The organism is Vibrio albus, from assembly GCF_003144035.1.
GTDB classification, from domain to species: domain Bacteria; phylum Pseudomonadota; class Gammaproteobacteria; order Enterobacterales; family Vibrionaceae; genus Vibrio; species Vibrio albus.
Map to the genome: position 1 here is coordinate 54,510 of NZ_QFWT01000013.1, position 14,840 is coordinate 69,349.

Here is a 14,840-nt window from a genome sequence, read left to right on the forward strand (position 1 = left end):
ATCATGTACGTTATATACAACAACAGGCCTTTACCCAAATGGGGATATCCTATGCCAGAAAGTCACCTGAAAAAAATTGGAGCCATTGCATTGTGGAGCCTTTCTGCCACAGCCTACGCGATTACCACTCAGGGAATACACGGTGAATTTAATGTTGGTCTGGGCCCGCTGTCGCTGGGAAAGGTCACTATGGTGTACAACTGTGAAGAAGATGTCTGTCATTATGAGACCCGGGTGAAAGGTTCTTTTATGTGGGTAGATGCCTATATTCACGAACAAGGATCTTACATACAGGACTACAATCACCTCTCTCCTGTGTCTACCCACTATGAAGAAAAAATCGGCTCAAAACACAAAGAATATCAGTATGATTTTTTATCCATGGAAATTCAGGATGCAAAAGATAAGAAACGAATAAAACTGGCCGATATTGCCTATCCTTACACACTCCTGCTCAATCAGGTTGCTCTGGATCTCAGAAATGGGACCCCCAAAAAATACTATGATTATTTGTCGAATCAGAAGGTAAAACGAGCCACCGTGACCGCATACCATAAAACACCTACAGCAAGAGGTATTCTGCATCAACTTATCACAGAGAGAAAAGACGACAATCTGGAGTTTTACTTCCTGCAAGTTGGTAACAGCATTCGCTTTGAAAAGCTGGAATATAAGTCGTTTAATATGAAACGAGCTAACTAGATAGAAGATAGAAGATAGAAGATAGAAGATAGAAGATAGAAGATAGAAGGGAAATGGAGGCGCGTCCCGGAGTCGAACCGAGGTCCACGGATTTGCAATCCGCTGCATAGCCACTCTGCCAACGCGCCATATTAATTTAGATTTCAACGGGTTAAACAGGCTTCCCGTCTGAACTGGTGACTACTTTACTTATCTGAGCGAAGGAGTCAATTAAAAATAAACATTCTTGGTTTGTTTGCTGATTTTAAACACAATTTGCTGAAAGATTGATCTCTTTCCCCGATGTTTGATGTCTGATGAGAGTTGAGTCGTTACCACTTTTTCATTAGCCGACCCCACATACCCGGATGATAGTCCCAGCAGTGATCAAACATGTCCATTAGCTGTGGGTTGCCATGTTTAGAAAAACAAACAGCGTGAAAACGATTCTGCTGCTTCTGTAATGAAGCCACCATCTGCTGGATCGCTTCCGGTTGCTTTGGTGCAATAAAATCAGACAAAACCACTAAATCGGCATTTTTATATTTTTCTTCAGACATCAGCTCAACAGACTTTATCAACGCGGGCTCAAGTTCTGTGCCCCCCCTAAACTGATAAGAAAGGAAAACGCCCGCTTCCCTCAGTCCGTCCTGACCAGTCAGTTCATAGGTAATCTGCTCTGTAGAGAACAGAATCACATAACAGTCACGATCTTCTTCTAATGCAACCTGCATCAACGCATAAGCCATTCCCTTAGCACACTCTTCAGGAAAGCCCCTCATGGAACCGGAGGCATCCACACAAAGGATAAATGGCCCTTTCTCTATATCGGCAGTCTGATTTTCAGCTTTCTCAGCTCTCACTTTTTTCAGCTTACGAGCCTTACCGCGCATCTTATAGTTCATGAGCCGTTTAGTCAGAAAGCGTTTATAGAAAATCGTTTCAAGTTCTGGATAAGCAAGAAATATGGCTTCGTTAGGTAGCATGCGGTTCAGGTCATTATGCTGATGAACACCGACAATATCATCGGTCGCTTCATCACTGACTTCTTCCACTATTTTTAGCTCTTCCTGCTGATTTTTTCTCAGTTCCGGATCATCAACCTGGCTAGCCATACGACCCAATTGATTCGCAATTTCCTTCAGTTCACTGTTTTTCCTAAGAAAATTGGCATGCTTACGAATGGCCGTGATGTCTCCCTTCGTCAGCTTCGACGCAGCCATATCCCAGGCACGAATAAAATTCCCTACCTGGCCAGTGCCCGCTATTTCATTCACATACTCCAGCGATTCAAGTCGCTGGCGCAAGTCTGCAAGACATTTCTCTTTTTCCGAATCCAGCGTGCCAGATTCTGTTTCTTTTACTGAGTTAAGCAGGCTTTCATACCAGCAATCACAAAAATGCTGAGCGAATAACGGATTCTTAACCGCCCGGTTCTGTTCAATCAGTTTTTTTGCTTCCGGGTAAAATGAGGAGGTTGAAGCCAGTTTGCCAAGAAGGGAAGGAAGGCGGGAATAGAAGTGACGTTCATTCAGTTTAAGTGTTTCACGGTACAGAGTCAGCTCATTCTGCAGGTGACTGTTTTCAAACGTGTCTGCAACGCGTTTTTGAGCATAATGGCTCCACTGGTGAATGTGCTCTTTTGCCAGCTCATTTGAGCGTGCACTTTCAGCCACCGCTAAAAACTGCACTTTCTCCATCAAGTCATCGATAGCCGTTTCAACTATTCCAGACTCTGCAACCATCATCGCTATATTAAGCTCATCCATACCTAACACGTTACTTACTCTCCCTTAAATCAGGCAAAAAACTGATTCAGACTTTTAATCCGTGACGCGGTTTTATCGCTCTCTTCCTGAGTGGCTTCAAGCTCTTTTGCTAGCTCCTGCAACCCTTTCTCTATCTGACCCGGCAGCTCATCACCAATAAAACTGTGCGGTAATGCACCGCTGAAATTAAAACGAGCCTGACGCAGATGCCTTTCTGCACTGCTTATCTGTGCGACAGCGTTATCTGCCCTCGCGCACCACCTTTCATACAGCTCGTTATCCAGCCCGGCATCTGTCACCAGGCTAACCAGCAGAGGCCGGTTAGAAATGTCCCGGATAGCCAAGCAACCTGAAGCATCCAAATCAAAGCTGATCTTGCACATGTTAGGGTTCTGGTTAACGTAACCGTACGCATCGCCACCACCCTCACGAATGATTTTCTCCAGCTCAGATTTTTCTACATATAACCAGCGCCCTTCCCCCTTAACCGAATCATTCACCGGCATACCACTCTGAAGCAGAACCAGCTTGTACAGATTCCTCGTTTTGCCTACGGTATAAGTACCGGCTCCGGAAAGATCGCACTGATAGCTCTCTTTTCGTCTTAACTTACTTTTTGCAGCAGCTTCTAACGTCAGATGCATGCGGAAACGGGTCTCAAGCTCATCCTGAATAGATGCCAATTCCCGGCGGCACAGATCAATCTGTTTAGTGGCAACGTCCTGATCAAACGCCTTTTGAAGCGCAAATTCGTTAACGACGCCCTCAACAATCTCCCGATTATCCGGGCTGTACCAGAGGCAGTTTTTCAACAACAAGATATCCAGAGGATTAATGCTTTCCCGGCCATTAAAGTAGGCACTGGCCTTAAGCAGTTTTACCGCTTTCTTCCAGCGACGGTCAGATACATACATATCGGTCTCTTCCGTGCTGAGTCCGAAGTGTTCTGCTTTTTCTTCCAGCATCAGTTTTAATTCATACAATTTCTCAAAGCTTTCATCATCCAGCTGTAACTGATTCAGCTCTTTCTGCCACTGGTAATATTCTTCATTAGTGATAGCCAGTCCGGGCGGGATCTGAGTTTCCTGCTGAGTGCCAACCGTCAGCATAGATTTGAAGTTCTGCTTATTCTGAATACGGTTCATAAAGATGCGGACCAACATACGGTCATATAGCGCATCAAGCCCGCTGTCTTCATCCGGCAGTTCATTCGAAGCGGATACCAGCAAGCGCATAGGTACCTTGCTTATTTCACTACCGTTCTTGAAGGTTTTTTCGTTCACGACAGTGAGCAGCGTATTCAAAATGGCCGGACCCGCTTTCCAGATTTCATCCAGAAATACCACCTGAGAGGTAGGAAGGTAGCCTTCAGTCAGGCGAACATAACGGCCATTATCTTTGAGTTCCTGAATACTTAACGGCCCAAAAACTTCTTCCGGCGTGGAAAAACGGGTCATCAGATATTCAAAATAGCTGGCATGATCAAATGCCTGAATAAGACGCTTGGCAATCAGACTTTTACCAATACCCGGAGGCCCGAGTAAGAAGACACTTTCCCCTGACAAAGCCGCAAGAAGACAAAGTTTAATGATGTCTTCTCGCTCATAGACCCCGTCTAATAAAGCATTCGCCAGTTTATTAATACGTTCCCGTCGCAACGATTTTTCAGCACTAGATACGCCGGAACGCTCAGAAAATGAACTCATAGTAAGACCCAAATTACGGCAAGGTTATCGCACAGTATACCGGGCCACTTCACATAAACCACGGTTTTTGCGACCCATATCAATCTTTGTACTGGATACTTTGCGATGAATCAATAATTTTATGGATATGGAAATATATTTAAGATAAAAATAAAAACAGCGTACCGGATAGAGTACCCAGCACGCTGTTCTGGTTTCAAAGCTTTAAATCAGACTTTACGAGGCGCTTTGACCGAGTAGAACAGGGAAAACAATACAGGAACCACAACAAGCGTGAGTACCGTAGCAAACCCGAGACCAGCCATAATTGTCACAGCCATTGAGTTAAACATCGCATCAAACAGTAAAGGGATCATACCCAATATCGTCGTTAATGCCGCCATACTAACCGGACGAACACGACTAACGGCACTATCCACCACAGCCTGATAAGGCTCTTTACCAAAGTCAAGTTCGCTATTTATCTGATCCATTAACACAATACCGTTTTTCAATACCATTCCACTCAGGCTCAGCAAGCCCAGTAAAGCAGTAAAACCAAATGACATATTCGATACGAGCAACCCAATCGACACACCTATAATGGCCAGCGGTACCGTCAACCAGATCACCAAAGGCTTCTTCACTGAGTTAAACAGTAAGATAGTGATAATAAACATAAACAGGTAACCCACTGGCAGGGAACTAAACGTAGCTTGTTGCGCATCCGTCGAAGATTCATATTCTCCGCCCCACTCTATCTGATACCCCTGTGGCAAACTCAAAGCTTCTACTGCAGGCCTGATACGTGAAAAAAGCACCGCTGGGGTTTCTTCACCCAAAATATCGTGGTCAGCTAACACCGTTAATGTCCGTTTACGGTCACGACGCATGATAAGTGGCTCTGTCCATTCCAGTTCCATTCCATCAAGAACCTGCTCAATAGGGACATAACTCTGTAGCGTCGGACTCCATACGCTTAAATTCTGTAAAGTATCAAAATCGACCCTTTCTTCCTGAGGCAAGCGGGCGATAATAGGCAGCATCTGTGTACCATCCCTAAACACTCCGATAGGGCTACCACCAAAAGCGGTCTGCAGAGTTTCAGATAAATCCTGCTTTGTGATCCCCAGCCTGCGCGCTTTAGACTCATTAAACTGTGGTACCAACTCTTTAACCCTTTCACGCCAGTCATGACGGACGTTACGGGTACCCGGATCCGCATTCAGAATATCTTCAACCTGTCGCGCTATTTCACGCAGTACGCGAGGCTCGGAACCTGAAATTCTTGCTTCGATTTTCGATGCTGGTGAAGGCCCGAATTCCAGCATTCTGAACCGGAAAGTCGGTTCGGCAAAATGGGATGGCAGTTCCTGCTCGAGCTGTGTCAGTATCGGTACTATTTGTTCCCGGGTTTCAGTACGCACCTGAATTTGAGCATATGCCTCATAAGAACGTTCAGGTTCATAGGTCAGCATAAAGCGAGGTAAACCTTGTCCGACAGAACTGGAAACAAACGCTACCCCGTCCAGCGCACCTATTTTCTCTTCAACCCTATGTGTCTGTGCCAATGTCTCACGAATATCTGTGCCTTCCGGCATCCATAGATCAACATAAAACATCGGTGTATTCGACGCCGGAAAGAAAGACTGCTTGATCATACCAAAAGCGACAATAGACAGGGTCAGCATTCCGATCATCACGCCAATAGTCAGCCAGCGGAAACGCAGAGCCAGCTTCAGCAAGCCACCAAATATTACAAACAACGCGCCTTTATATGGGTCGTCAGATGCCTCTTCCTGCTCCCCGTCCTTTAGTAGTAAATCCGCCAGAAACGGCGTCAGTGTCAGCGCTGTAATCCAGCTCAAGAACAAAGAATAACAAAGCACCCAGAACAATGAGCCCATGAATTCACCGGTTGCATCTTCTGACAGTCCAATCGGTGCAAAGGCTATGATGGCTATCACCGTTGCCCCCAGCAATGGCCATTGAGCCTGCTTAACAATATCTATTGACGCCTGAAGTTTAGTCCGGCCTTTTTTCATCCCGACAAGAATGCCTTCTACGATTACAATGGCATTATCCACCAGCATTCCCAGTGCAATAATCAGTGCCCCCAATGAGATACGGTGTAATTCAATATTTGTCTGCTCCATGAGAATAAACGTACCGAATACCGTCAGAAGCAGGACCAGCCCAATAATGATGCCGCTGCGTAACCCCATAGCAAAAAGCAATACCAGAATAACGATACCGACCGCTTCGGCCAGGCTGATTACAAACCCCTGAACCGATTGATCCACTTCATGAGCCTGGTTATAAAAATAATTGATATCAATACCCGCAGGCTTAATGTTTTCCAATTCTGCAAGACGAGCTTCAATATGCTGACCGACTTCAACGACATTGACGCCATCAGCAAATGAAATACCCAAACTGATTGCCGGTTCACCATTGTAGGTAATCACATTATCCGGTTTCTCCGCCACACCCCGGGATATCGTTGCAACATCTTTAAGACGGATCAGATTTCCGGTATCTCGCCCGTGGATAATCAGGTTTTCCAGTTGTTCAACGGAGTTCAGAGCCCCATCAGGCCTCACCACCAGACTCTGTCCATCCATCATCAGGCTACCGGCAGACGTAACACTATTTTGAGTGGTGAGTAAGTTATAGACATTGTTCATATCCAGGTTAAGTGCAGCAAGACGATCCAGGGAGACTTCTACAAAGAGTTGTTCTTCCTGGTCCCCAGCTTTGATTACCTTACCCACACCTTCAATCAGATCCAGTTCACGGGTCAGGTAGTCAGCATAGCGCTCCAGTTCAACATAGGAGTATCCTTTTCCGCTAAGCATCAGCAGCACACCGTACACATCACCAAAGTCATCAATAACCTGAACAGAGGCAACTCCTGCAGGTAAAGTGGCTTTTAGATCATTCACCTTACGGCGCATTTCATCCCATATCTGTGCCAGCTCTCCGGCAGCATACTGCTCTTTCATGCTGACCGTTATCTGACTCAGCCCCCGGGAGGAAATAGAGGTCACCTTATCAAGATAAGGCAATTGCCGAACCTGCCGTTCCAGAGGATAGGTTAACTCCTCTTCAACCTCCTGAACCGTTGCACCAGGGTATGAGGCAATAATCAGAGCGTCTTTAATGGTAAATTTAGGGTCTTCCAAACGACCAAGCCCGAAAAAGGACTGTAATCCACCGACCCCCAGAATCAACAGAAACAGCCAACTGATGACTTTATGTTTTATTGAATATTCAGCAATGTTCACTGCGGGCTGCCCTCATTAATATAATTAACACTCATGCCGTCTCTTAGTTTTCTTAACCCTGAGTTCACCAACTGCTCACCCTTTGTTACGCCGTCACTAATAATCACGCCTTCTTCAGTAATACGCTCTACCTCGACCACCTTTTTGCTAACGCTCCCATGACTTAGTTTCCAGACATAAAATGCTTCTGGTGAATCTCCTGCATCCAGAACTGTCATCGGAACCTCGTATCCATGAGCTTTTTGCAACCCGGCCTTAACCATATCGACCCGAATACTGGCACTGGTTCCAGGGAGAATAGGCGGTTCAACCTGATCCATCTGCAACCAAAACTCATATGACTGATTTTCTGGTAACTGCTCACTACTATGTTTTAGATAACGTGGATAAAAATGACGGTCATCATTTAAAAAAGTCACCTGAGGCTGATAAACTCTATCCTTCTCATCGGGATCAATCATGGCCTGAATGGCATCAGAAATCGCTACCCGAATCTGTACAATGTCACTCTGATACATACTCAGTATGGGTTCACCGGTCTGTACACTTTCAAAGGCTTTTTTGGGTACAGAAGAAATTACACCATCAAATGGAGCCACTAACCGGGCATATTCCAGCTGGTTTTGTGCTTGTCGGTAAGTAACCTCTGCAATACGCCGGTTCGCCGTCAGTGAATCCAGCTCTGACCGGGAAATCATTTTTTTAGTGAATAATTCTTTTCCCCGGTTCAATTGCTTTTGCGCCAGTTGATAACGAACTTCCGCATCCGCTAACTGCTGTCGTGACCGGTCACTGTTCAATAGCGCTAACAGTTCTCCTCGTTTAACCTTCTGCCCGGATCGCACCAGAATAGCATCCAGTTCACCACCAATCCTGAAGGAGACATTAGTCAGTTCGGCTGGCTCGACCTTGCCTTTAAACTCCCGAAACCGTTTTTCAACCGGGTGAGGAACGGTATAAGAGGTGACTGACAACGGAGCCTTATCTCTGATGGTTTCTTCCGATTCGCAACCCTGTAACACAGCCAGCGTAACGATTAAGGCACCATAAAATTTTCTCTGTTGCAAAAACATCAGATACCTCCTTCCTTTTTCCAGGCTTTGACTTTCTGCCCTTCTATCAGGTTATCCGCGCCCGCGATAACAATCAGATCACCCTCTTCTATTCCACGGATAACCGCTCCGGACGGGCTTAATTCGATTTCAGTGCTCTGCACCACTTGCTGTTCAGGAATGTAACGCCACACTAATACTTGTCCGTTTATCTGGTAAAAGAGTGCATCTTCAGGAAGGAAAAGAGAACTGGAGATACCTTTATTCAGGAGACGTACCTGACCGGTCATCCCTGCCAGAATATTCGTATTTTGGGGACGGATAATTGACACTGTCGCGTTATAGCTGTTCGTATCAATATCCGGAGATGTTGATATTTCTTTAAAATGTGCGGGAAAAACTTTGTCGGCATAATGATCAAGTACGACTGAAAATGACCGCTGCTTCAGCTTCTCGACCCCAATTTCCTTCACATAATTAACCGGCAAAGAGAAATCCACATCCAGTTTATCAATGGTCAGAATATTCAGTACTGCCGCTCCTCCCTGAATGAACTGATCCTGCTTCGCAAAAGAAAGAGACACAACACCATCAAACGGCGCTTTAAGTGTGGTATAACCCAAATCTGTTTTTGCCTGCTCCAGTGCAGCCCGTGCGGCTTTGTAAGTTGTTTCACTCTTATCAAAACTATCCGTGCTGATTAATTGCTTCTCAACCAGCTTTCTATCACGCTCATAATTAATTTTTGCCAGATCATACTGTGCCTGATTAGCTTCAAGTGCCAATTGAAAATCAGTGGCATCCAGTGTAGCCAATACGTCATTTTTCCTGACTTTCTGTCCCTCCTTCACCAACAGAGTCTCAATAACTCCGGAAACCTGAAACGAGAGTTGCGAACGGGTACCAGCATCCACTTTTGCCAGAAAGGCATCATACCCATCCGGGTGGTTCGCCGGCACTTCATACAGTTTTACTGGTTTTATAATTTCCAGCTGTGGCTCAGAGTTGGCCTGATAGCATCCGCTGAGAAAGGACACTATTCCTCCTAGCAGAAGTGTCCTGAACACACCCCTGAAACTATTTTTCAAATAGGTTTGTATCGTCACTTGGTTGTCTCTCCCAATCGCAGTTTAATTTACTATACAGTTGTGCAGTATATAAAACTACAGACGAAGATCAAACTTTATTTTCCAGGTGGACAATATTTTTTCGTGACGTTTTCACTGAATTTTGCTAAAACATAAGTGCAATAACGGAAAGTGAGAGCAATGACAGAAAGAAAACAAGGTAGACGCAGCGCAAAGACTGCTGACGAGACAAAATTTCAGATCCTGATGACGGCCACTAAGATGTTCTGTGAATCAGGTTATGAACGGGTATCACTAAGAAATATCAGTGAACAGGCAGGTGTATCACACAGCCTGATCCGACATCATTTTGGTAGCAAAGAAAAGATCTGGTTCGCTATTAGCGATAAGCTGCATGACTATATGGAAAAATATATGCTGGATCTGCTCAGTCAAATTCCGGAGAATACCCCGATAAATGAACTCATGTATCAATTTGACATTCGGATGATGGCTCATCTGATATTGGTACCAGAGCCCATACAGTTTATTGCCGACGGAATCCGACAGGAAGGTGAATTTTTCGATTATTTCATTGATAAAAATGGAAAATTATCACTTATTTTCAATAAATTAACTGACGAATTTAACGCTGCTCACCCGAACAATAAAGTTGAGCTGGCTGAACAGAAATGGATAATGATCAGCTCTGCACATGCAGCTATCAGCCTGACGCCAATGCTGAAAGCCATTTGGATGGAATACGGTAAGGACCCACAGCAATGTCTGCTTGACCACTGGGAACTATTCAACCGGTACTCGGCCAGCTCACTTTGTATTGCAGAGGAAAAGATGCTCCACCCTACGACTCTGGAAGAGCTTTTACTGCCGATGGCGGCCTGCTGGAAGCATTGTTGTTGTGTTGAGGAGTTCTCTTCAACACTGGAGCATTCAGAATCTGACTCTTCTCAGTAATCCATCTGACACTTATTACTTAATTTTCATCTGATGGAAAAACTCTTCAGATGCTTCTAACACATCAGGGTATAACTGGCCGAATAGATCCATCAGCTCATCGTAATTCTGCTGTATATAGGTAAAACATTCTGCCAGTTTCGCCATTCTCCGGCTTCTTTGCGACATACGCTCTAGTGCCAGTTCAATCACTTCCAGCCGGGCATATGATTCCAGCCAGTTATACTGCCACATACGTTCTGTTACCCGAACATAACTTTCAGGATAATTTACATTTTTTTCTGTTTGAGCATACCTTTCACGCACATTGCACTCGGCCGAGGTCACAAAGTCCGATAATGTGCCTTGTGAAGAGAACTGGCTCCAGCGAGATGCCAGGCAGTGATCCCAGAACATATCCAGAGCGATAGGAGCAAAACGCCGGAGATGTTGAGGAAATAAACACTTAGCGTTTTTCATGCAGGGGTGAGCGTCTGTATAGCCGTCAACAAAGCGGTGCAGTTTTATACCCTGAACAATATCATCCGGATATCTGCCAGAAGGATCACCTTTAGCAAAGTCACCAAGAAGGTTACCGCTGATATCACTACCACAGTTAACGGCTATATGGATATGGGCAAGAAAATTCAAAACAACCTGTCAAATAATAAATGAAACGCACAACATAAAGGTAACGCCACAAGGAAGCAAGAAACTGCTCAAAAAAGCCAGCCGTTGTCTAGAGTGCCATATAGTTTAAATAGTGAGCACCAGAGCGGCTTTTTTGAACTATATGGTGCTCTAGGGCGTCATCCTCACAGAGATAACCCCCTTATATGACAATTTTTTGAAGAACACCAGCCTTGAAAATAGAAAAGCGAATAGTAAACGTTTGCATCAAACCTTTACCGGAAGAATTTTGTTAGCCAATAAAATCCTGAGCTATACTCGCTAATGAAGCCACTGGTTACTGATAATGTTCTTATTAAGTCATTATCAGGCTCGTAATGTTTTCTCAGCTCTGACAAGGGGGAAGATATGAACATTCGGGAAAAAATTGAAGATCTGGAACAGCAAATCTATATTGCCTACTCAGACGGTGATTATGAGCGAATGAATATGCTGGAAAACCAGCTTGAACAACTGCGAGGACGTATGGCTCATGTTCTGGATGACGATCCATACGCACTCGAAGATTATATGTGGGATGACGAATGAAACATACCGACCCTGCTATATGCCGTAACGATAGAAAAAGAGCTACGCAGGGTCTCTGTTTATTCTGACCGGTTTACTTACCGCAGACCGTACAGAAATTCTTGCCTGGTTGATGGGTTGGATTTAAAAGTTCCGCCCAGTGCTGTTGTTGTCGTTTCACTGGTAGCATCCATCACACCACGTGATTTTACACAGTAATGCGTCGCATCGATGGTGATAGCAACATCATCCGTTTCCAGTAATGTCTGTAATGCCACCAGTATTTGCTGGGTCATTCTCTCCTGCACCTGAGGGCGCTGGGCAAAAAAGCGCACGATACGGTTAATTTTAGACAGTCCGATAATTTTCCCACGCGGAATATAAGCCACAGCTGCTTTACCATCGATAGTCACAAAATGATGTTCGCAAGTACTCGTGACCGTGATGTCTTTAACACTCACCATCTCGCTGACCTTCATCTTATTTTCGATAACCGTAATCTTAGGGAAGTTTCTGTAATCCAGACCAGAGAATATTTCATCAACAAACATCTTAGCGATGCGCCCTGGAGTTTCTTCCAGACTGTCATCAGTAAGATCCAATTCAAGAAGTTGTAAAACTTCACGCATATGGTATTCAATACGTGACTTTTTCTCTTCCCGAGTGAAATCATTCACCTGCATAGGAGTTTCGAGCCCTCGCTCCGCCAGTGCATTTTTTACCTGCTGTGCTGACTCACTGATACCCGACATACGTTTCTCCTTAACTCTGATTACCTCTTTCGGATGGCTGACAAGGATACTCGCATTCCAGCATAATTACACCCATATTTCTGTATGGCTTTAGGGATTTTTTATCTGATAAGCTGCTACTTTCTGTAAGTTAAGACAATTTATCTTCCGGAAAAGAAAAGTCAGATTACATTCGCATCTTTATCAAAATCGCTTATGCTAAATTACCAGAACATAAATGAAGACAACCAAGGGAATATTATGAGCTGTTGCGACCAGCCAGGACTTATGCCTATCAATACTGCACTGAACAGAATGCTGTCATCTGTTACGAATCAGCAAACCCCGGTATCTTTACCCCTGGATCAGGCCTCCGGCTATGTATTAGCCGATGATATTCTTTCCCCTCTCTTTGTCCCGCCTTTCGATAATTCTGCCATGGACGGTTACGCCGTACGCCGACACGACTTAAAAGAAAGCCCGCTCTTACCGCTGGCAGGAAAAGCTTTTGCCGGCCAGCCTTTCAAGGGTGACTGGCCTCAGGGTACCTGTATCCGTATTATGACCGGGGCAAAAATTCCCGAAGGGTGTGATGCCGTTATTATGCAGGAAGAGACCGAGTTAACAGATCAAGGTATTCATTTCCATATTCAGAACGTAAAAGAAAGACAGAATATCCGCCCGGTCGGAGACGATATCCGGCAAGGCGATCTGGTTCTGGAACAAGGGGCCCGGCTGACGCCACGAGATATTCCTATACTTGCCTCACTGGGCATTTCAGACGTTTCCGTCTATACCAAACCTAAAGTGGCCATTTTTTCTACCGGCGATGAACTGCGACCTCTCGATTCCACTCTCGAAGAAGGGCAGATTTATGACAGTAACCGTTACGGTCTGAAAATCATGCTGGAGAAATATGGGTGTGAAATCATTGACCTTGGCATTATCCCTGACGACCCGGAAAGACTGCGCCAGACCTTCACGAAAGCACAGATGGCCGCAGACCTGGTTGTGACTTCCGGAGGAGTAAGTGTAGGAGAAGCAGACTACACCAAGGAAATTTTGGAAGAATCCGGTCAAATCAATTTCTGGAAATTAGCAATTAAGCCGGGCAAGCCTTTTGCGTTCGGAAAGCTGGATAACGCCTGGTTTTGCGGTCTGCCAGGAAACCCTGTGTCTGCGGCTGTAACAGCCTATGTATTAGTTCAGCCGCTGATAGAAAAACTCGGTGGGCATTCTTTGTGGCAACCCCCGGTCTCTGTTCCGGCCATCACCAAAACCGCATTTAAGAAAAAACCGGGCCGGACCGATTACCAGCGCGGAGTTTACACTGTAAAGAATGGACGTTTTGAAGTGGATACCACAGGCAATCAGAGCTCCGGTGCGTTTCGTTCTATGAGTCTTGCAAACTGCTTTGTGGTTCTGGAAAGTGATCGTGGTGCGGTCGAAAAAGGTGACACTGTGCAAATCGAGCTTTTTAACCATACTATGTTTTAATCATTATGTTGTATCAATCCGGGATATTAATCACTCTCTATGGAAATTCTCTCAGATCAGGAACTGCTTCGCTATAACCGTCAAATCACTCTGCGAGGTTTTGACTTTGAAGGACAAGAGGCACTGAAGCAGGCATCAGTACTCATTGTTGGTGCCGGTGGACTCGGTTGTACTGCCAGCCAATATTTGGCTTGTGCTGGTATTGGTAAAATGACGCTTGTCGACTTTGATAGTGTTGAACTGTCCAACCTCCAGCGCCAGGTCCTTCATACCGACGAAGACATTGCAAAGAAAAAAGTAGATTCTGCCTCTGCTTCTCTGCGCAAAATGAATCCATATCTGGTGGTAGAAACCATTGATCAACGTCTTGACGATGATCCTATGCTCTCCTTGATCCAACGCCATTCTCTGGTTCTGGATGCTACCGATAATATCGAAAGCAGAAATCAACTTAACAGGCTTTGCCATACAGCGAAAACCCCTCTCGTATCCGGAGCAGCGATTCGTATGGAAGGACAAGTTTCTGTTTTTACTTATGAAAAAGATGAACCTTGCTATCATTGCCTGAGTACTTTATTTGGCGAAACATTACTTACCTGTGTAGAAAGCGGGGTTATGTCGCCTGTGGTGGGAATAGTTGGCGCAGTTCAGGCGACGGAAGCCATTAAGATCTTAGCCAATTATGGATCCCCCCTGAAAGGGAAATTGCTGCTTTTAGATGCCTTAACCATGACCTGGCAGAACCTCAAATTGCCTAAAAATCCATCCTGCCCGGTTTGTTCCTGAGCTAAACGGTTAAAATGGATACAGTTTTTGGTCAGAAATAAGTAAATCACACAAAAAGTGTGATCTCGATCACCGGATCCTACATTTTATTTGCAGGATCCTGTACTGCTGGCAATCTATTGATATCTAATATG

Annotated in this window: 12 protein-coding genes and 1 tRNA gene; 5 read left to right on the forward strand and 8 right to left on the reverse strand. The window is 45.0% G+C overall.

The genetic code is table 11. The features are described 5' to 3' along the window. The first annotated feature begins 51 nt into the window (after window positions 1-51). Window positions 52-702: a hypothetical protein gene (locus tag DI392_RS18165; protein WP_109321111.1), complete on the forward strand. Its 651-nt coding sequence runs from the start codon at window positions 52-54 to the stop codon at window positions 700-702. A gap of 54 nt (window positions 703-756) precedes the next feature. Here the strand turns inward: DI392_RS18165 and DI392_RS18170 are convergent. From DI392_RS18170 to DI392_RS18195, 6 genes are all read right to left on the reverse strand, one after another. Continuing rightward, window positions 757-830: transfer RNA gene (locus DI392_RS18170), tRNA-Cys, on the reverse strand. A 183-nt stretch (window positions 831-1,013) separates the two neighbouring features. Further along, window positions 1,014-2,459, reverse strand: coding sequence for an ATPase RavA stimulator ViaA (viaA, locus tag DI392_RS18175; protein ID WP_109321112.1), 1,446 nt, complete (start codon window positions 2,457-2,459; stop codon window positions 1,014-1,016). A gap of 20 nt (window positions 2,460-2,479) precedes the next feature. Further along, window positions 2,480-4,156, reverse strand: a complete 1,677-nt coding sequence (locus tag DI392_RS18180) for an ATPase RavA domain-containing protein (protein ID WP_109321113.1) — start codon at window positions 4,154-4,156, stop codon at window positions 2,480-2,482. Window positions 4,157-4,365: 209 nt separating this feature from the next. Beyond that, window positions 4,366-7,422 carry an efflux RND transporter permease subunit gene (locus DI392_RS18185; RefSeq protein WP_109321114.1) on the reverse strand — a complete coding sequence of 1,019 codons (3,057 nt, stop codon included), beginning with the start codon at window positions 7,420-7,422 and terminating at the stop codon, window positions 4,366-4,368. Continuing rightward, on the reverse strand, window positions 7,419-8,495 hold the full coding sequence (locus DI392_RS18190) for an efflux RND transporter periplasmic adaptor subunit (RefSeq protein WP_109321115.1): 1,077 nt from the start codon (window positions 8,493-8,495) through the stop codon (window positions 7,419-7,421). Before DI392_RS18190 ends, DI392_RS18185 begins: the two co-directional genes overlap by 4 nt. Then, a complete protein-coding gene (locus tag DI392_RS18195) occupies window positions 8,495-9,511 on the reverse strand; it encodes an efflux RND transporter periplasmic adaptor subunit (protein ID WP_245884145.1) in 1,017 nt (338 codons plus the stop codon). Before DI392_RS18195 ends, DI392_RS18190 begins: the two co-directional genes overlap by 1 nt. Before the next feature lie 231 nt (window positions 9,512-9,742). Between DI392_RS18195 and DI392_RS18200 the strand changes: the two genes are divergently transcribed. After that, a complete protein-coding gene (locus tag DI392_RS18200; RefSeq protein WP_109321116.1) occupies window positions 9,743-10,516 on the forward strand; it encodes a TetR/AcrR family transcriptional regulator in 774 nt (257 codons plus the stop codon). Window positions 10,517-10,531: 15 nt separating this feature from the next. Here DI392_RS18200 and DI392_RS18205 read toward each other — a convergent pair whose 3' ends face one another. Beyond that, window positions 10,532-11,146, reverse strand: coding sequence for an acyl carrier protein phosphodiesterase (locus tag DI392_RS18205; RefSeq protein ID WP_109321117.1), 615 nt, complete (start codon window positions 11,144-11,146; stop codon window positions 10,532-10,534). 387 nt (window positions 11,147-11,533) lie between these two features. Here DI392_RS18205 and DI392_RS18210 point away from each other — a divergent pair, with 387 nt between their 5' ends. Further along, on the forward strand, window positions 11,534-11,713 hold the full coding sequence (locus DI392_RS18210; RefSeq protein ID WP_109321118.1) for a hypothetical protein: 180 nt from the start codon (window positions 11,534-11,536) through the stop codon (window positions 11,711-11,713). Window positions 11,714-11,790: 77 nt separating this feature from the next. Here DI392_RS18210 and folE read toward each other — a convergent pair whose 3' ends face one another. Then, window positions 11,791-12,444, reverse strand: a complete 654-nt coding sequence (gene folE, locus DI392_RS18215; RefSeq protein ID WP_109321119.1) for a GTP cyclohydrolase I FolE — start codon at window positions 12,442-12,444, stop codon at window positions 11,791-11,793. Window positions 12,445-12,684: 240 nt separating this feature from the next. Between folE and moeA the strand changes: the two genes are divergently transcribed. Beyond that, window positions 12,685-13,920: a molybdopterin molybdotransferase MoeA gene (gene moeA, locus DI392_RS18220; RefSeq protein WP_109321120.1), complete on the forward strand. Its 1,236-nt coding sequence runs from the start codon at window positions 12,685-12,687 to the stop codon at window positions 13,918-13,920. Between the two features lie 39 nt (window positions 13,921-13,959). Then, window positions 13,960-14,706: a molybdopterin-synthase adenylyltransferase MoeB gene (gene moeB / locus DI392_RS18225; protein WP_109321121.1), complete on the forward strand. Its 747-nt coding sequence runs from the start codon at window positions 13,960-13,962 to the stop codon at window positions 14,704-14,706. Window positions 14,707-14,840 lie beyond the last annotated feature (134 nt).

Bases quoted from the DNA above. Each gene is read 5' to 3' on its own strand.
- DI392_RS18210 (WP_109321118.1), top strand. From the start codon at position 11,534: ATGAACATTCGGGAAAAAATTGAAGATCTGGAACAGCAAATCTATATT.
- DI392_RS18190 (WP_109321115.1), bottom strand. From the start codon at position 8,495: ATGTTTTTGCAACAGAGAAAATTTTATGGTGCCTTAATCGTTACGCTG.
- DI392_RS18180 (WP_109321113.1), bottom strand. From the start codon at position 4,156: ATGAGTTCATTTTCTGAGCGTTCCGGCGTATCTAGTGCTGAAAAATCG.
- DI392_RS18200 (WP_109321116.1), top strand. From the start codon at position 9,743: ATGACAGAAAGAAAACAAGGTAGACGCAGCGCAAAGACTGCTGACGAG.
- moeA (WP_109321120.1), top strand. From the start codon at position 12,685: ATGAGCTGTTGCGACCAGCCAGGACTTATGCCTATCAATACTGCACTG.
- DI392_RS18165 (WP_109321111.1), top strand. From the start codon at position 52: ATGCCAGAAAGTCACCTGAAAAAAATTGGAGCCATTGCATTGTGGAGC.
- folE (WP_109321119.1), bottom strand. From the start codon at position 12,444: ATGTCGGGTATCAGTGAGTCAGCACAGCAGGTAAAAAATGCACTGGCG.
- moeB (WP_109321121.1), top strand. From the start codon at position 13,960: ATGGAAATTCTCTCAGATCAGGAACTGCTTCGCTATAACCGTCAAATC.